At 64.2% G+C, this 25,304-nt stretch carries 24 protein-coding genes; 16 read left to right on the forward strand and 8 right to left on the reverse strand.

Annotation, left to right across the window (positions count from 1 at the left end; translation table 11 throughout):
- The first annotated feature begins 4 nt into the window (after nt 1-4).
- The 5 genes from G5A07_RS01835 to G5A07_RS01855 all read left to right on the forward strand — a co-directional run bounded on the left by G5A07_RS01835 (nt 5) and on the right by G5A07_RS01855 (nt 7,170).
- Nucleotides 5-4,417, forward strand: a complete 4,413-nt coding sequence (locus tag G5A07_RS01835; RefSeq protein ID WP_223107546.1) for a hypothetical protein — start codon at nt 5-7, stop codon at nt 4,415-4,417.
- 54 nt (nt 4,418-4,471) lie between these two features.
- On the forward strand, nt 4,472-4,771 hold the full coding sequence (locus tag G5A07_RS01840; RefSeq protein ID WP_191862519.1) for a hypothetical protein: 300 nt from the start codon (nt 4,472-4,474) through the stop codon (nt 4,769-4,771).
- Between the two features lie 40 nt (nt 4,772-4,811).
- Nucleotides 4,812-5,456: a hypothetical protein gene (locus tag G5A07_RS01845; protein WP_191862521.1), complete on the forward strand. Its 645-nt coding sequence runs from the start codon at nt 4,812-4,814 to the stop codon at nt 5,454-5,456.
- Nucleotides 5,457-5,504: 48 nt separating this feature from the next.
- Nucleotides 5,505-6,437, forward strand: coding sequence for an SOS response-associated peptidase family protein (locus G5A07_RS01850; protein ID WP_191862522.1), 933 nt, complete (start codon nt 5,505-5,507; stop codon nt 6,435-6,437).
- 223 nt (nt 6,438-6,660) lie between these two features.
- On the forward strand, nt 6,661-7,170 hold the full coding sequence (locus G5A07_RS01855) for a hypothetical protein (RefSeq protein ID WP_191862523.1): 510 nt from the start codon (nt 6,661-6,663) through the stop codon (nt 7,168-7,170).
- A 212-nt stretch (nt 7,171-7,382) separates the two neighbouring features.
- On the opposite strand, the gene G5A07_RS01860 is transcribed toward G5A07_RS01855, so the two are convergent.
- Together G5A07_RS01860 and G5A07_RS01865 are read right to left on the reverse strand one after the other, a co-directional pair.
- Nucleotides 7,383-7,994, reverse strand: a complete 612-nt coding sequence (locus tag G5A07_RS01860; RefSeq protein ID WP_191862525.1) for a hypothetical protein — start codon at nt 7,992-7,994, stop codon at nt 7,383-7,385.
- Nucleotides 7,995-8,399: 405 nt separating this feature from the next.
- A complete protein-coding gene (locus tag G5A07_RS01865; RefSeq protein WP_049437318.1) occupies nt 8,400-9,134 on the reverse strand; it encodes a hypothetical protein in 735 nt (244 codons plus the stop codon).
- Between the two features lie 294 nt (nt 9,135-9,428).
- Here G5A07_RS01865 and G5A07_RS01870 point away from each other — a divergent pair, with 294 nt between their 5' ends.
- Nucleotides 9,429-9,833 (forward strand): DUF805 domain-containing protein, encoded by a 405-nt coding sequence (locus G5A07_RS01870; protein WP_019336442.1) that lies wholly within the window; start codon nt 9,429-9,431, stop codon nt 9,831-9,833.
- A 1-nt stretch (nt 9,834) separates the two neighbouring features.
- Here the strand turns inward: G5A07_RS01870 and G5A07_RS01875 are convergent, their stop codons facing one another.
- Nucleotides 9,835-10,713 carry a PoNe immunity protein domain-containing protein gene (locus tag G5A07_RS01875; RefSeq protein WP_343160904.1) on the reverse strand — a complete coding sequence of 293 codons (879 nt, stop codon included), beginning with the start codon at nt 10,711-10,713 and terminating at the stop codon, nt 9,835-9,837.
- 94 nt (nt 10,714-10,807) lie between these two features.
- Between G5A07_RS01875 and G5A07_RS01880 the strand changes: the two genes are divergently transcribed.
- The gene (locus G5A07_RS01880; RefSeq protein ID WP_262102977.1) at nt 10,808-11,989 is read left to right on the forward strand and encodes a hypothetical protein; all 1,182 of its coding nucleotides are present in this window, start codon (nt 10,808-10,810) and stop codon (nt 11,987-11,989) included.
- Nucleotides 11,990-12,097: 108 nt separating this feature from the next.
- On the opposite strand, the gene G5A07_RS01885 is transcribed toward G5A07_RS01880, so the two are convergent.
- Nucleotides 12,098-12,520 carry a thioesterase family protein gene (locus tag G5A07_RS01885; protein ID WP_099560235.1) on the reverse strand — a complete coding sequence of 141 codons (423 nt, stop codon included), beginning with the start codon at nt 12,518-12,520 and terminating at the stop codon, nt 12,098-12,100.
- A 131-nt stretch (nt 12,521-12,651) separates the two neighbouring features.
- Between G5A07_RS01885 and rimK the strand changes: the two genes are divergently transcribed.
- The 6 genes from rimK (at nt 12,652) to G5A07_RS01915 (ending at nt 17,701) form a co-directional block, all read left to right on the forward strand.
- Nucleotides 12,652-13,530, forward strand: a complete 879-nt coding sequence (gene rimK / locus G5A07_RS01890; RefSeq protein ID WP_005410807.1) for a 30S ribosomal protein S6--L-glutamate ligase — start codon at nt 12,652-12,654, stop codon at nt 13,528-13,530.
- Between the two features lie 246 nt (nt 13,531-13,776).
- On the forward strand, nt 13,777-14,253 hold the full coding sequence (locus G5A07_RS01895) for a hypothetical protein (protein WP_010481495.1): 477 nt from the start codon (nt 13,777-13,779) through the stop codon (nt 14,251-14,253).
- Nucleotides 14,254-14,342: 89 nt separating this feature from the next.
- The gene (locus G5A07_RS01900; protein WP_019336437.1) at nt 14,343-14,816 is read left to right on the forward strand and encodes a hypothetical protein; all 474 of its coding nucleotides are present in this window, start codon (nt 14,343-14,345) and stop codon (nt 14,814-14,816) included.
- An 8-nt stretch (nt 14,817-14,824) separates the two neighbouring features.
- Entirely contained in the window at nt 14,825-15,502 is a 678-nt protein-coding gene (locus tag G5A07_RS01905) for a response regulator transcription factor (RefSeq protein WP_005410804.1), read from the forward strand.
- The gene (locus G5A07_RS01910) at nt 15,465-16,832 is read left to right on the forward strand and encodes a HAMP domain-containing sensor histidine kinase (protein ID WP_032952284.1); all 1,368 of its coding nucleotides are present in this window, start codon (nt 15,465-15,467) and stop codon (nt 16,830-16,832) included. Before G5A07_RS01905 ends, G5A07_RS01910 begins: the two co-directional genes overlap by 38 nt.
- 482 nt (nt 16,833-17,314) lie before the next feature.
- Complete coding sequence (locus G5A07_RS01915; protein WP_109814720.1) at nt 17,315-17,701, forward strand: hypothetical protein; 387 nt, start codon at nt 17,315-17,317, stop codon at nt 17,699-17,701.
- Between the two features lie 160 nt (nt 17,702-17,861).
- On the opposite strand, the gene coaE is transcribed toward G5A07_RS01915, so the two are convergent.
- The 3 genes from coaE to G5A07_RS01930 are packed head-to-tail and all read right to left on the reverse strand — an operon-like array spanning nt 17,862 to nt 20,616.
- Nucleotides 17,862-18,473 carry a dephospho-CoA kinase gene (gene coaE, locus G5A07_RS01920; protein ID WP_071306347.1) on the reverse strand — a complete coding sequence of 204 codons (612 nt, stop codon included), beginning with the start codon at nt 18,471-18,473 and terminating at the stop codon, nt 17,862-17,864.
- An 11-nt stretch (nt 18,474-18,484) separates the two neighbouring features.
- The gene (locus tag G5A07_RS01925; RefSeq protein WP_032128827.1) at nt 18,485-19,348 is read right to left on the reverse strand and encodes an A24 family peptidase; all 864 of its coding nucleotides are present in this window, start codon (nt 19,346-19,348) and stop codon (nt 18,485-18,487) included.
- 8 nt (nt 19,349-19,356) lie between these two features.
- On the reverse strand, nt 19,357-20,616 hold the full coding sequence (locus G5A07_RS01930; RefSeq protein ID WP_109814721.1) for a type II secretion system F family protein: 1,260 nt from the start codon (nt 20,614-20,616) through the stop codon (nt 19,357-19,359).
- Between the two features lie 359 nt (nt 20,617-20,975).
- On the opposite strand from G5A07_RS01930, the gene G5A07_RS01935 reads away from it, so the two are divergent.
- The 3 genes from G5A07_RS01935 (at nt 20,976) to pilB (ending at nt 23,755) form a co-directional block, all read left to right on the forward strand.
- Nucleotides 20,976-21,428, forward strand: coding sequence for a pilin (locus G5A07_RS01935; protein ID WP_109814722.1), 453 nt, complete (start codon nt 20,976-20,978; stop codon nt 21,426-21,428).
- Between the two features lie 108 nt (nt 21,429-21,536).
- Nucleotides 21,537-21,956, forward strand: coding sequence for a pilin (locus G5A07_RS01940; RefSeq protein WP_109814723.1), 420 nt, complete (start codon nt 21,537-21,539; stop codon nt 21,954-21,956).
- Between the two features lie 65 nt (nt 21,957-22,021).
- Nucleotides 22,022-23,755: a type IV-A pilus assembly ATPase PilB gene (gene pilB / locus G5A07_RS01945; RefSeq protein WP_134951401.1), complete on the forward strand. Its 1,734-nt coding sequence runs from the start codon at nt 22,022-22,024 to the stop codon at nt 23,753-23,755.
- 130 nt (nt 23,756-23,885) lie between these two features.
- On the opposite strand, the gene G5A07_RS01950 is transcribed toward pilB, so the two are convergent.
- Entirely contained in the window at nt 23,886-25,259 is a 1,374-nt protein-coding gene (locus G5A07_RS01950; protein WP_019336431.1) for a sigma-54 dependent transcriptional regulator, read from the reverse strand.
- Nucleotides 25,260-25,304: the final 45 nt, after the last annotated feature.

A 25,304-nucleotide genomic window follows, 5' to 3' on the forward strand; every position in this document is an offset into this window, starting at 1 on the left:
AGCAATGCAAGCAAGGAAACTCACGCTGGTAGAAATCGGCGTGGGCGGGCTGCCGTCCGCGTCTCCGGTGGCGCCGCGCTTTTCCACCTGGTTCCCGGTGCCCTTCAAGGCGCCGGACGTGCCGCCGGCGAACGGGATCAATCCCACGCCGGTAGCCGACGGCGTCGTGCTCGAATGGGACGCCGTCGATCTGGAGGGTGTGATCTACGTCATCTCGCGCAGCGAGAGCCAGGACGGTCCTTGGACGGAGATCCACCGCACCACCGAGACGCGGTACGTCTACAGCGACGGCAGCGGCAAGACCTGGTGGTTCCAGATCACCCCGACCGTGCGCGGCAAGACAGGCACCGGAACCGTAGTGGGCGTTGTTCCGCCGACTACGTCCAAGGACTTGGCCGAACAGCAGGCCAAGCTGGCGGCGGAGATCAGTGCCCGCATCCAAGCGATCGCAGACGAAGCGGCTGCTCGAGCTGCCGGCCTGGCGCAGGCCGCACAGGACTTGGTCGCCGAGGCGCTGCTGCGGCAGCAGGGCGTGACTGAAGCCATGCAGGCGATCAGTGCAGAGGCCCAGGCGCGGATCGATGCCATCCTAAACGAGAAGATGGCGCGCGAGGCGGCGATCAGCCGCGAGGAGCAGCTGCGGCAGAGCGCCGATGAATCGTTGGCGCGCGCGGTGTCGGAGGTCGCGGCCGGCAGCGGGACGCAGTTCGACAGCATCAAGCTCTGGCCGTTCAATCAGACCATTGAAGGGTGGACGGGCAACGGCGCGCCGACGCTCGTGGACGGCTGGCTGCGGCCCGCCAACCATGCCACCGCACCGTGGGTGCAGTCGCCAGTGGCCTTGGCCGTAGACGGCAGCGCATACCGCTTCGTGAAGCTGCGCGTGAAGCGCGTTGGCTCGCCGACGTGGAGCGGTTTCCTCCAATGGATCACCGCCACGGACCAGGCATGGAACACGCAGAAGCGTGTGGCCATCCCGGAACCGGCGTGGGACGTGAACGGCGTTGCCACCGTCGACGTGCAGGACATTGCCTGGTGGCCGGCCACGGTGGATGCGATTCGCCTACAGCTGGGGGCGGCGCAGACCGTCGCCAACTACTACCTGATCGACTACATCGCCGTCGGTCGTCCGCAGCCCGGCGCGTCGGTGGCGTTGGTACAGGAAGAAACCCAGGCGCGTATCACCGCAGATGCCGCTGAGGCTCTCCAGCGCAACACGCTGGCCGTTCAGATGCGTGGCAACTACACCGGAACGGATCCGCTGCAGCTGACTGCAGGGCTGGCCTACGAGGAGCTGAAGGCCCGTGTGGCTGCGGACTCGGCGCAGGTGCAGCGCATCAGCACGATGGAGGCCCGAATGCCGGCCGGTGCCGGTTCGCTGGCAACCGCGGCATCGGTTACGGCGCTGCAGGAGGCGACCGCCACCACCACGAGCGCGCTGGCTCAGTCGATCACCACGATCAACGCCGCATTGCCGGCGATGATTACGCAGGGCAGCAACATGGTCCTGAATGGCTCGTGGCAGTCAGGCAAGGACGTTGGTTGGACCTACGACCCCGGCGCAACCGGCACCAGCTGGCCGGCCACGGAGGGACGTGCCGGTGGCATGTGTGTGCGCTTCGATCCGGGGGCCATCCGGCAGAAGGTTGCGTATGCCAATGGTCGCACCGCGATGCCGACGAGCCCCGGCAAGAAGTATCGCTATAGCTGCTGGTATCGCAGTACCCCGGACTTCAATGGCACGCCGGGCAATAGCAAGATGCGACTGGCGAACCAAAACGGGGAACTGATCGGCGGAGCAACGTTCTTCGTCGCGGACAAAGCTGCCTGGACCTACCTCAGTGGCGTCTACGCGCTCCCGGACAACACCTCGATCACCGGGCTGCAGTTGGGCATCTATGCCGACAACACTGCAGGTACGTTGTGGGTTGACGACGTTGTGCTGGAGGAAGTGACTGAGCTCCTGGCGAATGCCCAAGCGATCTCGGACCTCAGCACCAGCGTGACGCAGCTGGGTGACACGGTCACGTCTCAGGCAGGGCAACTGACGGCGCTTCGCAGCGACCTTACCGGCGTTTCTGGGAGAACCGACGCCAACACCCTGGCGCTGACCCAGCTGACCTCGCGCACCGCTACGGTGGAGGGCAAGGTGGAGACGATGGGCACCAGCGTAACGAAGCTGGAAGGCCAGATCCAATCTGTCGGCGGCGACAACCTGCTCTGGAACAGCAGCATGGAAGAGGGCACCCCTTCCGGGGTCAATCCTCCCACCGGCTGGAACCTTGAACGCATCCGCAGTGACGTTGGGGGCACGCTATCGGCTGTGGACTCGCCCCTGACAGGTGGCGGCAAGGCCGTTCGCATTGAATGGACAGCCATCAATGCCAAGGACTGGGTGGGCCTGAACCGTGCTGGTCCTGGCTCCAACTACGTGAAGGTGGATCCCAACACCGATTACAGCTTGTCCTCGTGGGTGCGTGGCTCGGCGGGAACGAAAGTCCAGCTCTACGTTCAGTGGATGAACGATTCGGGCGGGACGGTGTTGGGGACGGCGACCCTGCCGGAAGTGGTCATGACCAGCCAGTGGCAGCGGTTGATTCTGCCCGCTCGCTCCCGTGGCGACGCCGCACGTGCTCGCGTCTACGTGGGCCGGCAGTTCGCAGACCAGCCCGGCTCGTATGCCATTGAAATCGACAACGTGCAGTTCCAGCGTGGCTTGGTGGCCACGGAATACCGCCCGAGCGGCCAGGAGGCGATCACCGTCACGACGCAGAACGTGTCCGCTGTTTCCGGCCTGACCACCCGCATGGTCAACGCCGAGAACAAGGCGACCTCGCAGGCGGACCAGCTGACGAGCCTCACGGCGTCGGTGAACGCGAGCTTCAACCGTGGCGACAACATCAACACCAACTCCGCTTTTGACGGGTCTGCCCAGCCGTTCGCGCTTGACGGGGCGGTGGAATGGGTAAGCGGCGGGGGACAGGTCGGGTCTGCAATCCAGATGACCCACGTCGCGGGAGCGACGAACCCAGCGGTGCGAGCTAACCGTGGCGCCTGGTCTCCACTCCGGGCGGGCACTGGACGGCGCATGCGTACCGTCATCGTGGCACGCGCCACGTCGGGTTCCATTTCCTTGACAGCGCGATGCCGTGTCCGCACGGGAGGCGTGGCGGGCGAGGGCAACAACGACCAGACGACGCCCGTTCTGACCACTGCCTGGCAGCGGTTCGCTTTGGAACACCCCATCGGTGATGACCGCACCGAAGTAATGTCCCACGTGTGGGCAACGAACCGGGGAACCGGAACTGCTGTGGTGCTGGTGGATCGCATCGAGTTCTACGACGTGACCAACGAGCTACTGATCAGCGCCAACGCATCGGCAACGGCCGGGCTCACCACGGCGGTGAACCAGCAGGGCAGCAAGCTGGACGCGACTGCGCAGGACCTGGTGAGCCTGAAGACGCAGGTTGGTGATGTGTCGGCCAGCGGCTTCAATCAGCTGAAGACCCAGGTCACGCAGCAGGGGCAGACGCAGTCGACGCAGGCGCAGCAGATCACGGGCATCCAGACCTCGCTCGGTGGGAAGGCGGACGCCGCAGTGATTGTGGACATGCAAGCTCAGGTGAAGAACCTGGGGCAGTCGGGAAACCTGCTGGCGAACAGCACGTTCCCGTTCTGGCAGCGCTCGGGTTGGGGATGGGGCCGTAACGTCCACTTCAGCGAACTAGGAAACCCCACGGGCGGGGCGGGCCAGAATTGGGCCCCGCGTGGCATGTTCGGCATAGGGGCGACGGCGGGGTTCCAGTGGGCGTGGGGTCCGGACGATGTGCACTGGGGAGGCACCGAGTACGACATTCCGGTGGAGGCCGGTAAGACTTACTGCGCCTCTACGTGGGTTAACACCCACCGTTGCCAATTCCTCGTGGAAATCACGTGGGTAGGCCAGGACGGCGGTTCCGTTGGTCTCGTCCAGTCGCCGTGGGTTGGGCCATCTGGCATCGGCCCGAATGCTTCCCTGATATCGATGCCCCGCCCATTCGTCATCGCCAAGGCTCCGCCGAACGCGTTTGCGGCACGGTTCCGGTTCCTGATCCGTGGCTCAAACGAAGCCAACCCGTACTTCTGGATGTACCGCCCGATGTTCAGCATGGTGGATGCGGGCACTACCCAGCCGCCGCAGTGGAGCGCGGGTGGTACGGAATCTAGCGCTCAGTGGGGCGTGAACGTTCGCGCTGACGGAAAGATCGGCGGCATCCAGCTGGCGGCCAATGGCCTGGTCTCCTCGTTCGACGTGGTGGCCGACATATTCCGCGTGTCGTCGCCTTCGGGTGGCCAGCGCACGGAGTACAGCGACGGGAACTGGCGCACCTACTACCCGAATGGGCAGCTCGCCACGCGCATGGGTTGGTGGCAGTAGCAAAAGGCGGGAGTGGCAAACGCCCTCCCGCCAATCATTAGAGGAGTAGAGCACATGCCCGCAGGCATCCAGACCTTCAATCCTGACGGGTCGTTGGAGATTGATTACACGACCCGCTTGGGGTTGTTCATCGGCACTGTTCAGACCGACGCCGTGCACGGTAATTCGACTTGGGTGGGACCGCTGCCACCTGGGGATTTCCTTTTCTATGTGGTGCCTCCGCCGGCACAACCTGGCCGCACGCCAACCGTTTGGTACTCGGATGGCCGGGTCTATTGGGGAACGGATGTGGATGCCAACGGGCAACCAGTCTTCTCCCTGGTCCCGGCAACTGTGCTGTACGGAGTGCACTGATATGCCAGCAGGCTTTGAGGCGTACACTCCATCTGGAACAGTGCAGGTCCGCAGTGATCTGCTTAACTTCCACCTGCGCCACAAGTTCGATATCAACGAAGCTGGCGCCGTTGCGTACCAGGTGTCGGGGATCGTAGTAACGCGATACGTCACGCGTGACTTCCAGGCCAAAAGCCCCGTGGTTGCGGTCACCGGTCCGAACAACAACTTCGGGCTCAGCGTCATTCTGACCAATCTCGGCGGCAACAACTGGCGGGTGTCAGCCTATACCGGCTCGTCGCTTGTCTTCGGTACGGTGTGGGTATACGACTCGGTTGTGACTGGAACGCCGGGCAAGACCGGAATCGAGGTGTACCGCGAGCACACCGGGGAGCTGGCTTTCGCTTCCTGGGCGAAGCCCCTACGCATCATGGGCGTAACTACTGCCCCATTCGGGGCGGCAGAGGGGGCCTATATGCAAGTCCCGGCCGGTCGGCGCTACGCGGTGATCTCGTCTCGTTCGTGCCAGCGGATCGAGCGTGGTGTGGGGTTCCGGTTGACCGGGCCGCAGGGGGACGGGACGGGCTCAGCGGGTTCGGGGCGCTTCTACTATGCCGGCGCGACTGCCCTGATCCCCCAGTCCGACAACGCCACGCAGTTCAGCGCATCCGGACACTTTGTGCTGATCGACGTGACCGGCCACTAAGCTGCAGCGTCACGGCGAATGAACGAAGGGGCGTGTCAGATTGCGCCCATGTGCTATTCCGCCCAGATCACCGCCGCCTATCAGAAGCTGGTCCGGATGACCGGCGCCACGCTGTCGCTGCAGGAGTTCGCAGCGCTCTACGCCCACGACCCGGGCAAGAAGCGGCCCAAGACCCCGAAGGCGATGGACGATGCCTTCCGGGCCGGGACGAGCCCGGCGGAGCTGGCGGTGTGGGCTGAGGTGGAGCAGTGGAACCGAGCCGAGGCCGCGGTACTGGAGCAGGAGCTGTTCGCCAACCGCAAGCGCCTGGCCGATGCCGAGCGCGCGCTGCAGGTGAAGGAAATCAAGAAGGCCCGGGAAGATGTGCGGATCGCCGGCAACAAGATCGATCGCGCCCTGGCCAAGCTGGCCGATCTGAAGCGCACCGAGCCGAAGGACCGAGATAGCCGCATCTTCCCCGGCGTGTATGCCCCGGTGATCGTCTCCGAGGGCGGCAAGCTGGTGATCCGGCCCATGCGCTACCAGTGCCGTCTGGCTGGAAAGCCGGCCAACTATGACCAACGCTTCCCCGGCACCTACAACGCCCGTCGCGACAGCCTGGAGAAGTTCTGGGCACCGGCCTTCGGCCACACCCACGGGCTGATGGTGGTCGACACGTTCTACGAGAACGTCGAGGGGCCGGATGGGAAGAATCAGGTGGTGCAGTTCACGCCGCGCACGGGCGAGCCGATGCTGGTGGCGTGCCTGTGGTCGCACTGGAAGGATCCCGCCGGCAAAGAGCCGGATCTGCTTTCATTCGCCGCCATCACCGACGACCCCGAGCCCGAGGTGGCCGCCGCCGGCCACGACCGGACGATCATCAACATTAAGCCAGAGCACGTGGACGCCTGGCTCAATCCGGACCCGGCCGACCTGGCAGCGCTGTACCGGATCTTTGACGACAAGCGGCACCCGTTCTACGAGCACAAGCTGGCGGCGTAGGGAGAAACCCGAACGTCAGTGGGTGGTTGCCCGATAGCGCAGAGCCGCAAGGGAAGGCATCCTGACCATGCCGGATCCGGGGCCGCAGGCAGCTCAACCCGGGGGCGCGTGAGCAGCGCCGCGCCGGCACAGAGTCGAGCCAGACTCGACTCTCCCCGAACGATTCAGGCAGGTCGCAGACGCGTTCGCAGGATCTGCGACGGCCGGCCGTATTCTTCCGGCCATGCTTCCCTCGCACGGCTACCAAGGCTTCCGAGCCGCCCCAATTCCCTCTGGCTGGGTCCAGACGGGTGAGCGCTGGGCGCTCTGGTACAACGGCCGCGAGACGGCCAGCGTCACGCCCGATGGCGGTCCTGGGGTCCGGCTATGGATGGAAGGCCAGAAGATGTGGCAGGTGAAGGAAGTCCGCGCCGCCAACGTCCGGCAGGCGAAGCGCTACGCCGAACGTTGGTGCGCGGCCAGGCTGTATCCCGAGCTGCCGCTGCGTAAAGCCGTCGCCCGGCTGACCGACAGCACTCCGATCCAGTTGCCCCCGCCACTGCCCGGCCTGCCGCCAACCCGTGAGCAGCAGCAACAGGCTCGGCGCCTAGCAGAGGCCGGGCGGTTGGAACTGGCGCGAATCAAGGAAGCGCTGGAGCCGCGCCAACCGCCGAAGGAGACCAAGCCCAGGGCGAAGGACCCTATGAAGGCTTGGGTGAGGGCGGGACAACGCCAGTTGCGCCATACGATCTGACCCCGGAGGCTCCAGAAACTGAGTTTGCGTTGTTGTGCCGCAGGGGCTGCAGACGAGCAGCTCCAGAAATGAACTCAATGCACGTTGTTGATGCTTCTACAGAGTCAGGCAGACTTCCAAGCCGCTCTCGGATCCTCGCTGGGTCTGCGCAAAGGACGAGCCGGAGCTGAGCTTCTCCAGTCCGGTGCAAATGATACCGGCGGCGTTCCCCATCAGAATTTCCCTTTTTTCCTGTCTTGTTTGAACTGCTCGGCAAATTCGCTCACCTTTGCCTCTAGCTGACGCCCGATGTTCGTCATGTACTGGACGTGTCCCTTCAGTTTTTCAAGTTCTTGGTCTAAGTGCGATACTGGCATTAGTCCATACTGCACGTTCGCTTCTTCATGATCTTCAAATCTTGGCGCGCCATCTGGAATCTTTTGGCTAGCTAGATTTGCTGTGAAGAAAATATAGGTGTCGTGCCCCGGTATTCGGCGGCCGGACCAATGGGCAAACATGTGCCTAATAGTTCGGTGCATGCCCAAGATTTCAGTTACTTTGCTCAGTCCTTCCGACACATCTTTATTCCAAACGCAGTCAGCAGCGTGGCGCTTAAGGTGTTCGATGGTGTCTTTGTCGTTGAGTTTAGAAGCGTACGAGGTCGGTTCTCCCGACTGAATTTGCTCCAGTAGATTGATGATCCGCCGTGCCTCAAAATCTGCAAAGCAATAGGTCTGAACGAACAGCCCTATCCTGAAATAATCATCCCTTTCAAGAGGGGCGGTGTCGTTGAGTACATGCCGCAACGACATTCTTGCCTGTTCCAGTTTCTTTATTTCATCCATTGTCGCCTCCCTGCCTGGGTTCGGATGTGGACACTCTGCGCTGTGGCTGAGCGCTCGGATGGCGAGCATACCTCAGCAGCTGTATCGGGGTGTCTGAAGCCTCTAGCCCGCTCCGCAATCGCTCAGGGTGTTGCGTTTCTCTCGGCAAAAAATGAGCCCGCAGTGTGGTCTATTGCGGAGCGGAAATCATAATTAAGCCATTGAAGTGTATGGATTGCTTGCGAGCTTCCCAAGCTACTGACGTGGGTTCGATTCCCATCGCCCGCTCCATGTCTCCAGGGTATTCACCCCAGGCAGGCGCGGCGCACTCGTTGAACCACACCCAGGTCGAGCGTGTGGCAGCAGCGCCAGAATCTCTTTCCTCAGTGTTGGGCTGTGGCTCCTCCGAACCACAGCCCGAGTGGCTTATGCGCCCGCTTGCGCAGCCGCGTCCTTGGCTGCGGCAGTTACAGAGCTCCCGAAACCGGTATAGGTCGATCCGTTGCAGTGCAGGTATGCGCGGAAGACGACGCCATTCAACTCGGCGTTGTCAAAATAGCAGTGCGTACCGGTCTTGGATGATTTCTTCACAAGCCGCATTGCCATCGCGTTTGAATCGTCGACGCTGGAGCCAAGGCCGGCAACGCTCCAGGATTGGCCCGGGCGAGTGCAGCTGTAGGGATACTTATAGCCATGTGCCGACCCATAGTAGTAGTCGACATTGCACCGCGCCTGCGTCGCCGCCAGGGTGATGGCCAGCTCAAGCAGGTTCTGTCCCGCAGTGGTGGTCGTCATGCCATAGGCGGAAATCGGAGTGGAACTGCACTCTCCTTTGATACCCACACCCGGTGCCGGGATGCTGACATAGGGATCGCGTGCGAAAACACTGCATACCGGGCCTTCCTCGGCGACGGCCAGGAAGCCATTGGTGTTGGCCGTCGCAGCATCGATATTGCTGCCAACGCCCGCGACCGTACCGTTCTTGCCGCAGCGCCGGATCACCACGCCTCCGCCGTTCGGCAGCATGTCCATGCCGGGGTCGCAGATGCCCGGCCCGATCGATGCTGCTGCGGCTCTGGCGTAGTCACTTTCTGCGTTTGCGGCCATCGGGGCCTGGGTGGAAAGCAGTGCAAGCATCAGCGGAAAAGAAATCGCAGCCATTCAAAACCTCGAATCCATGAGTGAGCAGTGACGCTAGCAGAGGCGCCATTCTGGAAAACTGGAATTCGACCCATCCGCCACTGCTGCAAGCCAGTGATTCGATTCAGGATGCCTACGTCTGTGAAAATGTGCGGTAGTTCGCGCTGCGTCTCCGGCTGCGCGGTTGCTGCGGCGGGCTCCTGCAACCTCCGCTGTCTACCGGGCCCGTCGGGCCGCAGGGTTCAGTTGGTGCTGGGCTTGGGGATGCTAAAAGATCGTTAACCGTCGACCCATCGTCCGCTGCCCGGAGCGCGAATGATCCCCGCACTTTTGCCCCTCAGGCGTTGCTTTGATTTTTCAGGGCGATCCAACCGGAAAGAGTTCTGGTCGTACTCCCTGTCTGCTGCGCTTGTGGTGGCAGCGAGCTACACCTTGATGGACGGCGGATACTGGCTGACGGGCACGGTGCTGCTCGATGGGGAGGCCTTCGAGCCGTTCCGGATGCTGGGGTGGGGCATGACGGTCTGCGCGGTCATCGTCCTCCTTCCGCCGATGCTGGCCCTGGCCGTTCGACGACTGCATGACATCGACGAGTCTGGCTGGTACGTCGTGATCGCCTTCATCCCGTTGGGCGTATTCGTCCTCTTCCCGGTCATGCTGCTGCCGGGCAACGAGGAAGAGAATCGATTCGGCGGCATTTCCGGTCTGCCGGGCGCCTGACTCAGCGCCGGGCGAAGTCCACCAGGTCGGAAGGGTAGTGCGGGCAGGTGCGCAGCGCGGCATCGTCGCCGCCATACAGCACCACCAGCGCTGCTACCTCAAGCGCCCAGTAACCCCAGGCATTCGGTCCGGTCAGGCGTCGGGTCCGCTTCTGGGCTTTGGGCGACAGCAGGAAGAAGTCGCGGTACTGCACCTGCAGGTAGCCGGCCAGCAGTGAAGGGTCGAACGCTTCACCGTCGCGCAATGGCGCGAACAGCTCGGCGAACGGGCGCGGATGGAATATCGCATCGCTGGCTTCGGCAAGGCCGAGTGCCGGCGCGCTGAGGTAGTCCAGCACGCGGTCGGTTTCGAAGCAGAGCACCTGCTCCACCAGCGCCGGAAGACGATCCTGCGCATCCAGCAGCACGCCCAGTGACAACAACTGTAGTGCGTATTCGTAGTGCTGCGTTGTGCGCGATTGCAACGACGCGGCCAGCGCGATGTCGTGGCCTTGCTGTTGCAGGCTGTCCCGGGCTATCGCCAGCAAACCTGCATGTTCCAGCCACAGATCTGTCACGTCGGCATGCATCTGCTGCAATGCCGTGGGGGCGAAGCCGCGGTCGATGCCTTTCAGCAGCAGGTTGCTGCCGGTCTGGGCAACCGCTTCCCAGCCGTAGGCATGCTCCAGCGCCGCATGCCCCTGCAGTGGTTCTTCCGCAGGTTCACCGCCATTGCGCGCATGACGCGCAAGCAGGGCCATGCCCGCGTTCCAGTCTGCCTGCCAGTCCGGCAGGCGAAGCATGCGGCGCGGTACTCCCGGATCCTTGGACAGTGCTCTCCATCGCGGTAGTACGTCCAGCAGCAGATTCCGGCGGTTCACGGCAGTCATCGGTTCCATCATCAGGGAAAGTCTAGCGGCAATGCCGATTCGACCCCCATTGCCTGGCACCGCGTTGAAGGTTTGAATGGTGCGCAATCGCAGTCACCATGCCCGCATGACCGTTGATCGAATCGCCCTCCGCCGTTTCACCCAGTGGCTGCCGTTCCTGGTCCTGGTCGCCATCTGCGTGGCCTGGTGGTCGCCGCTGGGCGTGGTTGTCGCCCTGGCCGCGTGCCTTGCAGTGGGCGGCGTGCTGCAGCGCTTCGATCTGGTCGGCGATGCCGTAGGCGGCGCACTGCTGCGCTCGCGGGCGACGCTGCCCTTTGCCACCCGGCCGCCCACGCATGATGTCCTGTTGGATTGGGGTGAGCTGGGCATGGGAGGGCCGGCCTACAGCACCCAGATGCTGCGCGATGGCGCCATTGTCGAGGGCGTATCCACCGGAGGCAGCCACGATGCCAGTGGCGAGTGGCAGACGCTGGCGGGAAGCGCGCTGCGCGTGGCCAGTGGTTACATTGATCGCAGCGAAGCGGTGATCGTCTACGACGAAGCGGACAAGAGGGTGATGTACCTGCTGGCGATTGTTCCCAGCCTGTTCTGGCAGGAGCTGCACGAGCGCCGGCAGCTTGGCGGGGATGCCGAAGCCGCGATGTGGTTGCGGGATCTTCCCTGCCGATCGAGCACGCTGCGCCCCTGCCGGGGTCTATGGCTGGAACCGGAGCATCCCGCACTGGCCGCCGGGCTGCCGCAGGCATTGCGGCATGTCCTGCCGGATGCCCGGGTGCTGCGGGCCATCCCGCTGCTGCCCGACGATCTGCGCCTGACCGCGCATCCGACCCTGTTCGCGCGCATCTGCCCGTACGCGCTCTGTCTCGATGGCGAGCCCAGTGACCGTCACGCCTGCGATCTGGAGACGGTGATCACCAGCCCGTCCGGACGATGCGTGGTGGTGGCGGGCAGCGTGCTTGATGGGGATCTGCGTCCCATCGAGGGCGTATGGCTCGTCCACTGGCAGGGGCGTTGGCAGGCCATTGGCCGCCGTGCGACGGGCGGCAGCGGCAAGGCCCGCAGTGGGGCCTGGATCGATGTGATCGAGGCCGGCGATGACGGTACCCTTCGCTGCGACGCCTATGAGGAACACTGGACGTTCGACGCGATCACACGCATCCCCACGCCACACACGGCACTCGCCTTGCCTGTGGAATGGCGGGAAACCGCATTGGCCGTGCGTGTCCGCGATGGGCACTTCTCGTTGCGCCTGCCCCGCGCGGATCAGCGGACGTCAGTCACAGGTTAGACAGCGTTGAATCGAACAAGGAGTTCCGGCATGCGTTGTCGATGCATGCCGGGAAAGCGCTGGAAAAGCTCAGGAAATGGGCTACGGTCAGTACCGAGTGCGGATGGCTCATGCGTCTGCCACCTGCACCCGCTGCGCATACTCCTCGGTAAACAGCCCGGACAACGCCCGGCGCTGCTCTGCATCGATGGCGCGCGAGGCGTTGGCGGTGTAGTCGAAATGCACCATCACGCAACGCCCGGTGGCCACCAGGGCCTCGAACTGGAACGCCTGCTGCACGATCGACAGCGAGGAGCGGCCGATGTTCTCGATGCGGGTCTCGATGCGCACTTCGTGCCCGGCCTGTATCTGCTGCAGGAAGTCGATCTCGTAGCGACGCAGGATCAGCGTCAGGTCGCGCATGCTGGCCTCGCGGCTGAAATGCCGGAAGATCTCCTGGCGACCTTCCTCGAACCAGACGGGCAGGGCGGTGTTGGTGACGTGGCCAAGCACGTCCACCTCGGAAAATCGTGGGAACACGGTGATCGCCATCGGCCGCTCCATGCGCGCTGAACAGGTCCGCGCAGTGTGCCGCCCGCTGCCGGTCAAGCCACGCCGCAGGGCATCATCCACCCGCCACACGCCCGCGCTATGCTGCGCGCCTGCCGTCCGATCCTGCCGCGATGAAGCTCGCCATCCTGTCCCGCAACAGCTCCCTGTACTCCACCCGCCGGCTGGTCGAGGCGGCCCGCGCGCGCGGCCACACCGTACGCATCCTCGATCCGCTGCGCTGCTACATGCGCATTGCCGCCGATGGTTTCTCGATGCACTACAAGGGCCGGCCGATGACCGGCGTGGACATGGTGATTCCGCGCATCGGTGCCTCGATCACCCGCTATGGCACCGCCGTGCTGCGCCAGTTCGAGCTGATGGGCGCGCGTACGCCCAACCCCTCCGACGCGATCCTGCGTTCGCGCGACAAGCTGCGTGCGCACCAGCTGCTGGCCGCCAAGGGCATCGACATGCCGGTCACCGTGTTCGGCGACAACCCGGATGACACCGTCGACCTGCTGTCCATGCTCGGCCCGCCGCCACACGTGGTGAAGCTCAACGAAGGTACCCAGGGACGGGGGGTGATCCTCACCGAGAAGGCCAGTGCGTCGCGTGGCATCGTCGAGGCCCTGCGGGGCCTGTACGCCAACTTCCTGATGCAGGAGTTCATCGGCGAAGCCAAGGGCGCCGACCTGCGCTGCTTCGTGGTCGGTGACCAGGTGGTGGCGTCGATGCAGCGCCAGGCGCCGGAAGGGGACTTCCGCTCCAACCTGCATGCCGGCGGCACCGCGGTGGCGGCCAAGGCCAGCCGCGCCGAACAGCAGGTGGCGGTGCGCTCGGCCAAGGCGCTGGGCCTGTCGGTCTGTGGCGTGGACCTGATCCGCTCCGCGCGCGGCCCGCTGGTGCTGGAGGTCAACTCCACGCCAGGGCTGGAGGGCATCGAAGCCGCCTGCGGGGTGGATGTGGCCACGCGCATCATCGAGCACGTCGAGAAGCTTAAAAAGCCATGATCAATCAATGGCTTGAAATTCTCATGGGCAAATGAGGCCGGCTTTAACATGCCTTTAATCGGCGCCGGCGTAGCCTTCAGCGAACCGCAGCTCTGCCTCTCAGCAGGATCGGTATCGGGATACGACTTCAGACCCAGGCGGGGCACCGCTTGGGTCTTTTTTATGCCCGCCGCAGGTCCCTTGTGGAGGCAACGTGACGGCCGTAGAGTGGCGCCCATCGTTCCTGGATGGATCCGGAGGCTGGCGATGTACCGCATCACGATGATCGCGTTGTTGCTGGGGCTGTCTGGTGCTGTCTCCGCCAAGCCGGAGAAGACCGCCATACAGATGGACGGGCAGGCACCAGTGGCCGAGCAGGTCCGGCGGGTTGAAAAGGCCCTCGATGACGGCGAATACAGCGAGATTTCCGCTGACGACCGTGCCCAGGTGCAGCAGGCACTGGCGCGCATCACCCAGCGCATGGGTGACCACCGCACGCTTCAGGAGCTCCCGCCGCAGGTCCAGGCGGAGGTCTTCAACGACCAGGAGCGGATCAACACGGTTCTTGTCCGCGCCCATGAAGACAGCCGCCAGATCTGCCAGCACACCCGCACCACCGGCAGCAACATGCCTAAAAGCCGCTGCCTGACCGTGGCTGAGCGCCGCCGGATCGAGGAGAAGGGCAAGGCCCTGCTCAACGACCAGCGCACCTTCAACAACTTCAACCCTGCCACCAACCACTAGGCCGTCCGATGCCCCTGCGCATGGCACTTGCTGGCGTGAAGGTGGTGCGAATACAGTCAGCACTCAACTCAAACAAGGATTCGTTTGTCATGAAGTCCCTCCTGATGTCGGCGGTCCTGGTCTCGGGCCTGACCCTGGCCACCGCCGCCTCTGCATCGAACCAGGCCGGTGAGGTCTTTATCCCCGGCAAGCCGCTGCAACAGCAGATCGAGCGCATCGAAATCGAACTCAACGATGGCGAGACCTACAGCGAACTGAAGCAGACCGACCGCAGCCGCGTGCGCGAGGCGCTGGTACGCATGCGTACGGCTGTCGAGCAGCACCCTGACCGCGATTCCATGCCTGAACAGGTACGAACCGATGTCTTCAACGACCAGCAGATCGTGAACACGGTTTTGACACAGGCACGTGAAGATAGTCGTCTAATATGCCAACGTGAAAAGGCCACGGGTTCGAACCGGGCCACGACGCAGTGCACTACCGTTGCCGAGCGCGCCCGGCGGAAGGACAAGGCACAGCGTGATATGGGCCAGGCCCAGCGCGTCGGCAAATTCGTCAATTAGAGGTGACAGTGAGAATCCTGGTAATCGAAGACAACAGCGACATTGCGGCCAACCTGGGCGACTACCTGGAGGACCGGGGCCACACCGTGGACTTCGCGGCTGACGGGGTTACCGGTCTGCACCTGGCCGTGGTGCACGAGTTCGACGCGATCGTGCTGGATCTCAATCTGCCAGGCATGGACGGCATCGAGGTCTGCCGCAAGTTGCGCAATGAAGCGCGCAAGCAGACCCCGGTGCTGATGCTCACCGCCCGCGACTCGCTGGACAACAAGCTGGCGGGCTTCGATTCCGGCGCGGACGACTACCTGATCAAGCCGTTCGCGCTGCAGGAAGTGGAAGTGCGTCTGAACGCCCTGTCGCGTCGCGGCAAGGGCGTGCAGACCCGCGTGCTGGAAACCGGCGATCTGGAATACAACCTGGATACGCTGGAAGTGCGCCGCCAGGGCAAGCTGCTGCAGCTCAACCCGACCGCACTGAAGATTCTGCAGGCGCTGATGGAAGCGGCCCCGGCCGTGGTGACCCGGCAGGAACTGGAAACCCGTGTGTGGGGCGAAGAACTGCCCGATTCCGATTCCCTGCGCGTGCACATCCATGGCCTGCGCGCGGTGGTCGACAAGCCGTTTGAAGTGCCGCTGATCCAGACCCGCCATGGCATCGGATACCGCATCGCCACCCCGGAAGCCTGATTCGGTGGCAACCAAGGGGGAGCGCCGGCGCACGCCTTATCGGCGGCGCCTGCGCAGCCGCATCATCGTTTCGTTCGTGTTGTTGGGCTTCTGCCTGACGACACTGTTCGCGTTCGCCACCAACTGGGCCCGCCTGCGCGTGGAAAACCAGCTGGTGGAAGAGCTGATGAACCGCAACATCGACGAGTATGCGCGCCGCTATTACGAGCACCCCGGGCATAACCCGGACGCGCCGGTGCTGCAGATCAGGGCCTATGCCTATTCGAAGGACAAGTTCGACCGGGTGCGCGAAGAACGCGCGCAGTGGGCGGGCTTCTCCGATGGCATCCACAGCGTCAGTGGCGATGAGCACGGCGAGCCGTACTCCTACAAGCTGGCCGTGCGCAAGACGCCCGACGCCTGGTTCTTCCTTGCCTATGACATGACCGACAGCGTGCGCGGCGGCAAGCAGCTCAACCGCGCGCTGGTGCTGTCGGTGCTGGTGTTCAGCGTGCTGTCGCTGGTGCTGGGCTGGTGGTCGGCGTCGAAGGTGATGAAGCCGGTGTCGGATCTGGCCGCGCGGCTGCGCGCCTACCGCGGCGGCACCAGCGATCCCGAACCCTTGGCGCCACGCTTCCCCGACGACGAAGTGGGGCAGCTGGCACAGGCGCTGGACGACTATTCCTCGCGGCTGACCGAAGTGGTGCAGCGCGACCGTGAATTCAATGCAGACGTCAGCCATGAGCTGCGCACGCCGTTGGCGGTGATCCGTGGCGCCACCGAGCTGCTGCTGACCCGGCCCGGCCTGGACGAGAAGGTGCTGCAGCGCCTGCAGCGCATCCAGCGTGCCGAACAGCAGTGCAGCGACCTGATCGGCGCGCTGCTGCTGCTGTCGCGCAACGAGCGCGGACAGGGCACCAGCAACGTCGCCCGCGTGGCCGAGCAACTGCTGGATGCGCATCGTGCGCAGCTGGGTGGCAAGCCGCTGGAACTGCTGCTGGAAGGTGAGCGCAACCTGGTGATCGATGCGCCCGAGGCGGCGCTGTCGGTGGCACTGGGCAACCTGATCGGCAATGCCGTGAAGTACTCGCAGGACGGCGAGGTACGCGTGTTCGTCGGCACCAATTCGGTGTCGGTAACCGACAGCGGCCCGGGCCTGAGCGAGGAAGACGCAGCCAAGCTGTTCCAGCGTGGCTACCGTGGCACCCACGCCGGCCATTCGCAGGGCGGCGGCATCGGCCTGTCGATCGTCAGCCGTCTGTGCGATCTGTACGGCTGGCAGGTGAGCGTGCGCCCCGGTGGCCAGCGTGGCGTGATCGCCACCCTGACGTTCTCGCCGAAGCCGCTGTAAGGGCCCGTGCTTTGGTGGGTGCCGACCTTGGTCGGCACGAACCCTGCCGACCTTGCATCGCGCGCTGTGTCGCTTGTGCCACCAAATCATCCTCGCGCGATGATCGGGCCTCAGGCCCAGCGCGACACCACCGTGATCGCTGCCGCGCCCCGCGCGTGTTCCAGCGCACGCATTGGCAAGCCCGCGCCGCACTTGGGAATTTCCTTACAGATCGCCGCGTGCGGCGATGGCCTGATGACCTGGCCGGGGCAGGTGCCTTGGCCGGGATTGGCGTCCTGAAATCAACTGTTAGATGGAAAGCTTCCGATGCCTTGCGCGGCATCGCGGACAATGCACCGTGCTCGCTTCATGGCGGGCGGTGCGTGGGGATTCCCGGGAATCCGCCGGAGTTTCCATCCATCTGGGAGTTGTCCGGTACGCCAACCCGCACCGTCCGCCACCTTGCATCTGCAGGTGGCCTGCCGACTGCGAGGAGTTCCACCGTGTCCAACCGCCCGCTGTTCCCCCAGCTGCACGCCCTGATCGGCGATGCGGCCAACCTGCTGCCTGCCGACGTCGCCGAGCGTGTCGAAGTTCTGCTGGATGACCCCAAGGACCTGCTGCCCGCGCTGCTGGCGCGCATGGATGGCCGCGACGCCGCCGACGGCCAGCCGCTGGACGTGCAGGGGGCCAGCCCGGCGCAGGCAGCCATGATGGCCGGCCTCAGCCGCACGCTTGCCGGTCTGCATACCCTGATCCAGCTGCTGCACGCCGCCGAACTCGCGCGGGAGCAGGGCGGTGCCCGCCAGCAACTCAATCCCGATGTGGTCGACGGCCTGCTGCTCGGCGCCCGCGAACTCGCCCGCTACGCCCGCCTGCAGCTGGAGTAGATCCACGCCACGCGTGGATGCAGAGCGTTTTGTAGAGCCGAGCCGATGCTCGGCTTGATGGTCGCGGCCGAGCATCGGCTCGGCTCTACAGCAGATCCCCAGATCCACGCCATGCGTGGATGCACTTCGGTAGTGCCGGCCGCTGGCCGGCAACCCGGCCTCAACCCCCGGCCAACCCCAGATACCGCGCATGCAGCTGTTCCACCTGCACCTGCAGGTCCTCCGGCTGCCCATCATTGACCACCACGTCATCGGCCAACGCCAACCGCTGCGCGCGGCTGGCTTGGGCAGCAATCATCCGGTCGGCCAGCGCCGCGTCGATACCATCGCGCTGCATCAGCCGGGCGTGCTGCACGACTTCGGGCGCATCCACCAGCAACACCCGGTCCAGCCACGGGTAGGCCTTCCGCCCACCCACCTCGGTCAGCAGCGGAATGGCCGCAATCGCATAGGCGCTGGTGGCCTGCTCGCACTGCTGCTGCATCAGCAGGCGGATGGCCGGGTGGGTGATCGCTTCCAGCGCCGTCCGCTCGGCCGGGTCGGCGAACACGTGAGCGCGCAGGCGGGCCCGGTCAAGGCTGCCGTCGGCCAGCAACATGTCGGCGCCGAAGCGCTCGGCAATGCGGGCCAGGGCGGGGCTGCCGGCGGCCACCACGGCCCGTGCGGCCAGATCGGCGTCGGCCACCACGATCCCCAGCGCCTCGAAGCGCCGGGTCACTTCGCTCTTGCCGGAGGCGATGCCTCCGGTCAGGCCAACTACATAGCGGCTCATGGGGACTCCCCTCAGCGCAGCCCGCTCATCACCAGGTACTGCTCCACCAGCGGCGCACCCCACATGAAGTACAGCCAGCCGGCGATGGCCAGATAGGGGCCAAACGGGATGGGCGTGGCCCGGTCACGACCGCGGCTGTACAGCCAGATCGAGCCGATGATGGCGCCCAGCACCGACGACAACAGGATGATCGGCAGGATGCCCTTCAGCCCGCACCAGGCGCCCAGAGCCGCCAGCAGCTTGAAGTCGCCGTGGCCCATGCCTTCCTTGCCGGTCAGCTGCTTGAACAGCCACCAGACCGTCCACAGCGACAGGTAACCCACCGCCGCACCCACCAGCGCGGGCTTGGCCGGCATGTACAGGTTGTCGATGCTGCCTATCAGCCCCAGCCACATCAGCGGCAGGGTGAGCTGGTCGGGCAGCAGCTGCGTCCGCAGGTCGATGCCGGACAGGGCGATCAGGAAGCAGGTCAGCACGATGGCGCCAAAGCCCTGCCAGCCGAATCCGAACTGCCAGACGCAGGCCAGCACCAGCACCGAGGTCAGCGCCTCCACCAGCGGGTACTGCAGCGAGATCGGCGCCTTGCAGTGACGGCACTTGCCGCCCTGGATGATCCAGCTGAACAGCGGGATGTTCTCGTACCAGCTCAGCTTGTGCTTGCAGTGCGGGCAGTGCGACGGTTCCACCACGATCCCCGGTGGCGGGGGCTCGTAGAAGTCCGGTTCCTCCAGGACTTCGCGCGCATCGCGCTTCCACTGCCACTCCAGCCGCTTGGGCAGCCGCAGGATGACAACGTTCAGGAAACTGCCCAGCAGCAGTCCCAGGGCGGCCGCGGCGGGGTAGCCGAGGCCGGGGTGCTGGTCGAGAAATGCCATTGATACCTTTAGCCGACGACGGCGCCGAGTTTGAAGATGGGGAGGTACATGCCGATGACCATACCGCCCACCACGATGCCAATGAAGATCATGATCATCGGTTCGAGCATGCTACTCAAAGCGTCCACGGCATTGTTGACTTCCTGTTCATAATACTCTGCAACCTTGAACAGCATTGAATCGAGCGCGCCCGCCTCTTCGCCGATGCCGGTCATCTGGATGACCATGTGCGGGAACAGGTTCAGCTGCTTCATGGCCACATTGACCGGATAGCCCACTGATACGTCGTCGCGCATCCGGAGTACGCCTTCCTCATAGACCTTGTTGCCGGTAGCGCCAGCCACGATGCCCAGCGCCTCCACCAGCGGCACGCCGGCCTTGAAGGTCACCGCCGTGGTCCGTGCGAATCGAGCGATCGAGCTGTTATGCATGATCTGGCCGATCACGGGCACCCTCAGGATCAGCCGGTCCATGGTGTGCTGCATCTTGGGTGATCGTTTGTAGGCCATGGTGAACGCCACGACGCCGCCAATCGCCACGATCGCCATCAGCCACCACCACGAAACCATGAAGCGCGAAAGGTTCACGATCATCTGGGTAAATGCCGGCAGGTCTGCGCCGAATCCGCGGAAGACTTCCTCAAACTGCGGTACGACAAAGATCAGCATGATGGCACTGACCAGCAGCGCCACCACCACAACCATGGCCGGATAGAACAGCGCCTTCTTGATCTTGCCCTTCAGCGCTTCGATGTTTTCCTTGTAGGTGGCGACCGTGTCCAGCACCGTTTCCAGTACACCGGCACCCTCACCGGCCCGGACCAGGTTCCGATAGAGTTCGTCGAACTGCACAGGATGCTTGCTGACCGCCTCATATAGCGAGGAGCCGCCCTCGATGTCGGCGCGGATCCCGTCCACCATCTTCTTCATGCGTGGGTTCTTGTGCCCACTGGCAATGATGTCCAGCGCCGAGACGATCGGCACGCCGGACTTCATCATCGTCGCCATCTGACGGCTGAAGAAGGCAATGTCCTTTGGTGAAACCTTGCTGCCGGCTGCTCCGAACAGTGGCTTGGGCTTGGGCTTTACCGTGCCGGGGTTGATGCCCTGGCGCCGCAGTTCCGCCCGCAGCAGATTCGCGTTCTTGGCGACCTGCTCCCCTTTCATCTTCACGCCCCGCTTGTCGGTCCCCTCCCAGACAAACGGTTGCAGCTCCGTGGTGGCGCGGGCCACGGGCTCTTTCTTGATCGCACTGCGACTGACAGACATGTTGGCTCCCCAAGGCCCGCCATCCCCAGGCGGGCATCATGACCGGCGATGGTAGCCGGTTCGGGGCCGTCCGGGGAGTGTGCCAGCGTGACGCTGCGCAGAGTTCTTGACCAGCGGAGACGAAAGGTGACGCGCTGCGTCACATTGCCGCGTCCATCGCAGATTCGGCCGGAGGGGGTTTCCATCCGCGAAATTGCTGCCATCATGGGCAGGGGGAAATCGGGGAGACGCTGCCATGGGAGATTGGCACGTAACCTGCGTTGATCCACCCGCGGGGATGGGTAGCCTGCTCAACCGGCCATTGGCCGGTCGGCCGCCACCCCGACATCAACTACCACTCATCTTGGGGACGTACCACCATGAAGAACCAGAAGGGCTTTACCCTGATCGAACTGATGATCGTCGTTGCGATCATCGCGATCCTGGCTGCCATCGCTATTCCGCAGTACAACGACTACACCGCGCGCGCTCAAATGACTGAGGCCTATACGCTGGCTTCGGGTTTGAAGACGCCCATCGCCGAAGCACTTGCTCAGGACAACAGTAACGCTAGCTGCAAGGAGCCTGACGGTATCGTTGCTAGTGGTAAGTACGTCGCCAGCGTTGCTGCTGCTGGCACCGCAACTAGCTGCGTGATTACCGCGACGATGAAGACCACCGGTGTGAACGAAAAGATTAAGGGTGCAACTGTTAAGCTGACCTACACCCCAGCTGACGGGAAGTGGGATTGCAACAGCAGCGTCAATGCGGCCTTGACTCCGAAGGCGTGCACGGCTGCTGCCGCTGGCGGCGGCACCACCACTCCTCCGTAAGAGCCCTGACTCCTGAGGCTCAGCAGAGCCCCGGCTGCGCCGGGGCTTTTTTTTGGCATGAACCCTGCTTCGCAGGGAGTATCTATCTGCGCGTTGGGGAGCGCCTCCATGAACAAGCATTCGGGTTTCACTCTGATCGAATTGATGATCGTCGTAGCGATCATCGCCATCCTTGCTGCTATCGCTATCCCGCAATACAACGACTATACGGCGCGCAGCCAGCTATCCGAGGCCATTGTGCTGTTGGGTGGCCTGAAGACGCCGGTGGCCGAGCAGTTCGCCAATAGCAACGGTGCGGCATCCTGCGCACTGCCGGATAGCGCAGTCCTGACTGGCAAGTATGTCGACGATATCAAGGCGACAGCAGCGGTTCCTTGCGTCATCACGGCTACGATGAAGGCTGCCGGTGTGAACGACAAAGTGAAGTCCGCCACCGTCACCATCACCTATGCCGCGAATTCCGGCATCTGGGACTGCAAGACCGATGCTCCGGCTGAAGTAGCGCCCAAGGGCTGTCCACACGGTTGATGCCACTGGGCATTTCGCGCAGGCGGTGTGTGGGGTAGGCTGCGCGGGGGAGTAGGAGTACACACATGAACACAGTTGTCACCGCCAACCTTGTCGGCATCACCGGCTTGGCCCGTCGCTTGGTCCAGGACGGTGCCTTGGACGAGGCCTCCGCCCGCGACGCCATGGCCAAGGCGGCGGCGGCTCGCCAGCCGCTGCCGACGTGGTTCGCGCAGAACAAGCTGGTCAGTGCCTCGCAGCTCGCCGCCGCCAATGCAGTCGAGTTCGGCATGCCGCTGTTCGACGTTTCCACGTTCGACGCCAGCCAGAACGCGATGAGCCTGGTCAGCGAGGAGTTGCTGCGCAAGCACAACGTGCTGCCGCTGTTCAAACGCGGCGGCAAGCTGTTCGTGGGTACCAGCAATCCGACCCATGCGCTGGACGAGATCAAGTTCCACACCAATCTGGTGGTGGAGCCGATTCTGGTTGATGAGGACCAGATCCGCCGCACGCTTGAGCAGTGGCACGCCAGCCACGATGCCATCGGAAACGCACTGGGTGGCGATGACGAGGGCATGGGCAACCTGGATGTCGCAGCCGGTGACGAAGATCTCGGCGCCAGCAGCGGCGACTCCGGCATCGACGCCAAGGGCGACGACACCCCGGTGGTGAAGTTCGTCAACAAGGTGCTGGTCGATGCGATCCGCAAGGGCGCTTCGGACATCCACTTCGAACCGTACGAAGACGATTACCGCGTGCGCCTGCGCATCGACGGCCTGCTGAAGATGGTGGCGCGTGCGCCGGTGAAGTTGAACCAGCGCATCGCTGCGCGCCTGAAGGTGATGGCGCAGCTGGATATCGCCGAGAAGCGCGTGCCGCAGGACGGACGCATCAAGCTGAACCTGTCCAAGACCAAGCAGATCGACTTCCGCGTGAGCACGCTGCCGACCCTGTTCGGTGAAAAGGTGGTGCTGCGTATCCTCGATGGTAGCGCGGCCAAGCTGGGCATCGACAAGCTGGGCTACGAACCGGACCAGCAGAAGCTGTTCCACGACGCCATCCACAAGCCGTACGGCATGGTGCTGGTGACCGGCCCGACCGGTTCGGGCAAGACCGTGTCGCTGTATACCGCGCTGGGCATCCTCAACGACGAGACGCGCAACATTTCCACCGCCGAAGACCCGGTGGAAATCCGCCTGCCCGGTGTGAACCAGGTGCAGCAGAACAACAAGCGCGGCATGACCTTCGCTGCGGCGCTGCGCTCGTTCCTGCGACAGGATCCGGACATCATCATGGTCGGCGAAATCCGCGACCTGGAGACGGCGGAGATTGCGATCAAGGCGGCGCAGACCGGCCACATGGTGCTGTCCACGCTGCATACCAACGATGCGCCGCAGACCATCGCGCGCCTGATGAACATGGGTATCGCCCCGTACAACATCACCAGCTCGGTGACGCTGGTGATCGCGCAGCGCCTGGCACGCCGGTTGTGCGGCAACTGCAAGCGTCCGGCCAACCTGCCGGAGCATGCGCTGCTGGCCGAGGGCTTCACCCAGGCGCAGCTGGATGCGGGCATCCAGTTGTACGAGGCGGTGGGCTGCGATGAGTGCACCGAGGGCTACAAGGGCCGAACCGGTATCTACCAGGTGATGCCGATGACCGATGAGATCGCCACCATCGTGCTGGCCGGTGGCAACGCACTGCAGATTGCCGAGGCGGCGCAGCAGATCGGGGTGAATGACCTGCGGCAGTCGGCGTTGAAGAAGGCGGCCGCGGGTGTGACCAGCCTGGCCGAGATCAATCGCGTTACCAAGGATTGAGGTAGAGCCGAGCCTATGCTCGGCTGATGGCCCGAAGAGCAGCCGAGCGTGGGCTCGGCTCTACAGTAGATCCACGCCATGCGTGGATGGCGCGGTCCCGACCACCGCACAGCCGAGCATGGGCTCGGCTCTACTCCATCCCCAGCTTCTTCAGCTTGTAGCGCAGCGCGCGGAAGGTAATCCCCAGCTGCGCGGCGGTGCGGGTCTTGTTCCAGCGGTTCTCTTCCAGCGCGCGCTGGATGGCGCTGCGCTCCAGCTGCTCGATGTACGAGGGCAGGGCGGCACTGCCGGGCTGCAGGTCCACCACGGCTTCCGCGTGCGCTGCGCTGCCGGGCGTGCGCGGGGCATGCTGCGGCAGGCGCAGGTCGTCGGCACCGATGCGGTCTTCTTCGGCCAGTGCCAGCGCGCGTTCCAGAATGTTCTCCAGCTCGCGCACATTGCCCGGGAACGCATAGTGGTCCAGCGCCTCCAGCGCCGACGGCGCCAGCAGCGGGGTGGCACGGCCGTGGCTGCGGGCCAGCCGCGCCAGTACGGCGGCTGCCAGTTCCGGCAGGTCCTGTCGGCGCTCGCGCAGCGGCGGCACCTTCAGTTCGATCACGTTGATGCGGTAATACAGGTCGTGGCGGAAGCGCCCGTCCTCGACCAGTTCGGCCAGGTCCTTGTGGGTGGCCGAGAGGATGCGCACGTCCACCGGCTCCTCGGTGGCAGCACCGACCGCGCGCACTGATTTTTCCTGGATCGCGCGTAGCAGCTTCACCTGCATCTGCAGCGGCAGCTCGGCCACTTCGTCGAGGAACAGGGTGCCGCCATGCGCGGCCTGGAACAGCCCGGGCTTGTCGGCGTGGGCGCCGCTGAAGCTGCCCTTGCGGTGGCCGAAGAATTCGCTCTCCATCAGCTCGCCGGGAATGGCGCCGCAGTTGACCGGCACGAACGGGCCGGCCGCACGCGCGCCCTGAGCGTGGATGGTGCGAGCGACCAGTTCCTTGCCAACCCCGGATTCACCGAGGATGTAGACCGGTGCCTGGCTGCGCGCGACCTTGCCGATGGTGGTGCGCAACACGTCCATGGCCGGCGAAGCGCCCAGCAGGCGTGCAGCCTGTTCGGTGGCGGGGCCGGGCGCAGGGCGTTCGGTGTTATTGAGTTCCAGCGCGTGCTTGACCAGGCCACGCAGCACCGAGATGTCCACCGGCTTGCTGACGAAGTCGAAGGCGCCGGCTTTCAGCGCTTCCACGGCCAGGTCCATGCTGCCGAACGCAGTGATCATCGCCACCGGCGTGCGCGGGTAGTGCTGGGCGATCTCGCTGACCAGCTCGATGCCGTTGCCATCCGGAAGGCGCATGTCGGTGATGCACAGGTCGTACGGATTGCTGGCCAGCAGCTCGCGTGCTTCGGCCAGGTTGGCGGCGGTACTGATGCGCAGCCCCATGCGGCCGAGGGTCAGTACCAGCAGTTCGCGGATGTCGCGTTCATCGTCGACGACGAGGGCGCTGCGGGTTTCGTTCATGGGCGTGAAAGATAAACGAGGGGGCTGGAAGCGACAAATGTTTGA

It is taken from the genome of Stenotrophomonas sp. AS012628 (assembly GCF_010608305.1).
GTDB classification, from domain to species: Bacteria; Pseudomonadota; Gammaproteobacteria; order Xanthomonadales; family Xanthomonadaceae; genus Stenotrophomonas; species Stenotrophomonas geniculata.

Coding starts and splice junctions, on each gene's coding strand:
- G5A07_RS01835 (WP_223107546.1), top strand. CDS start 5: ATGCAAGCAAGGAAACTCACGCTGGTAGAAATCGGCGTGGGCGGGCTG.
- G5A07_RS01840 (WP_191862519.1), top strand. CDS start 4,472: ATGCCCGCAGGCATCCAGACCTTCAATCCTGACGGGTCGTTGGAGATT.
- G5A07_RS01850 (WP_191862522.1), top strand. CDS start 5,505: ATGTGCTATTCCGCCCAGATCACCGCCGCCTATCAGAAGCTGGTCCGG.
- G5A07_RS01855 (WP_191862523.1), top strand. CDS start 6,661: ATGCTTCCCTCGCACGGCTACCAAGGCTTCCGAGCCGCCCCAATTCCC.
- G5A07_RS01860 (WP_191862525.1), bottom strand. CDS start 7,994: ATGGATGAAATAAAGAAACTGGAACAGGCAAGAATGTCGTTGCGGCAT.
- G5A07_RS01865 (WP_049437318.1), bottom strand. CDS start 9,134: ATGGCTGCGATTTCTTTTCCGCTGATGCTTGCACTGCTTTCCACCCAG.
- G5A07_RS01870 (WP_019336442.1), top strand. CDS start 9,429: ATGATCCCCGCACTTTTGCCCCTCAGGCGTTGCTTTGATTTTTCAGGG.
- G5A07_RS01875 (WP_343160904.1), bottom strand. CDS start 10,713: ATGATGGAACCGATGACTGCCGTGAACCGCCGGAATCTGCTGCTGGAC.
- G5A07_RS01880 (WP_262102977.1), top strand. CDS start 10,808: ATGACCGTTGATCGAATCGCCCTCCGCCGTTTCACCCAGTGGCTGCCG.
- G5A07_RS01885 (WP_099560235.1), bottom strand. CDS start 12,520: ATGGCGATCACCGTGTTCCCACGATTTTCCGAGGTGGACGTGCTTGGC.
- rimK (WP_005410807.1), top strand. CDS start 12,652: ATGAAGCTCGCCATCCTGTCCCGCAACAGCTCCCTGTACTCCACCCGC.
- G5A07_RS01895 (WP_010481495.1), top strand. CDS start 13,777: ATGTACCGCATCACGATGATCGCGTTGTTGCTGGGGCTGTCTGGTGCT.
- G5A07_RS01900 (WP_019336437.1), top strand. CDS start 14,343: ATGAAGTCCCTCCTGATGTCGGCGGTCCTGGTCTCGGGCCTGACCCTG.
- G5A07_RS01910 (WP_032952284.1), top strand. CDS start 15,465: ATGGCATCGGATACCGCATCGCCACCCCGGAAGCCTGATTCGGTGGCA.
- coaE (WP_071306347.1), bottom strand. CDS start 18,473: ATGAGCCGCTATGTAGTTGGCCTGACCGGAGGCATCGCCTCCGGCAAG.
- G5A07_RS01925 (WP_032128827.1), bottom strand. CDS start 19,348: ATGGCATTTCTCGACCAGCACCCCGGCCTCGGCTACCCCGCCGCGGCC.
- G5A07_RS01930 (WP_109814721.1), bottom strand. CDS start 20,616: ATGTCTGTCAGTCGCAGTGCGATCAAGAAAGAGCCCGTGGCCCGCGCC.
- G5A07_RS01935 (WP_109814722.1), top strand. CDS start 20,976: ATGAAGAACCAGAAGGGCTTTACCCTGATCGAACTGATGATCGTCGTT.
- G5A07_RS01940 (WP_109814723.1), top strand. CDS start 21,537: ATGAACAAGCATTCGGGTTTCACTCTGATCGAATTGATGATCGTCGTA.
- pilB (WP_134951401.1), top strand. CDS start 22,022: ATGAACACAGTTGTCACCGCCAACCTTGTCGGCATCACCGGCTTGGCC.
- G5A07_RS01950 (WP_019336431.1), bottom strand. CDS start 25,259: ATGAACGAAACCCGCAGCGCCCTCGTCGTCGACGATGAACGCGACATC.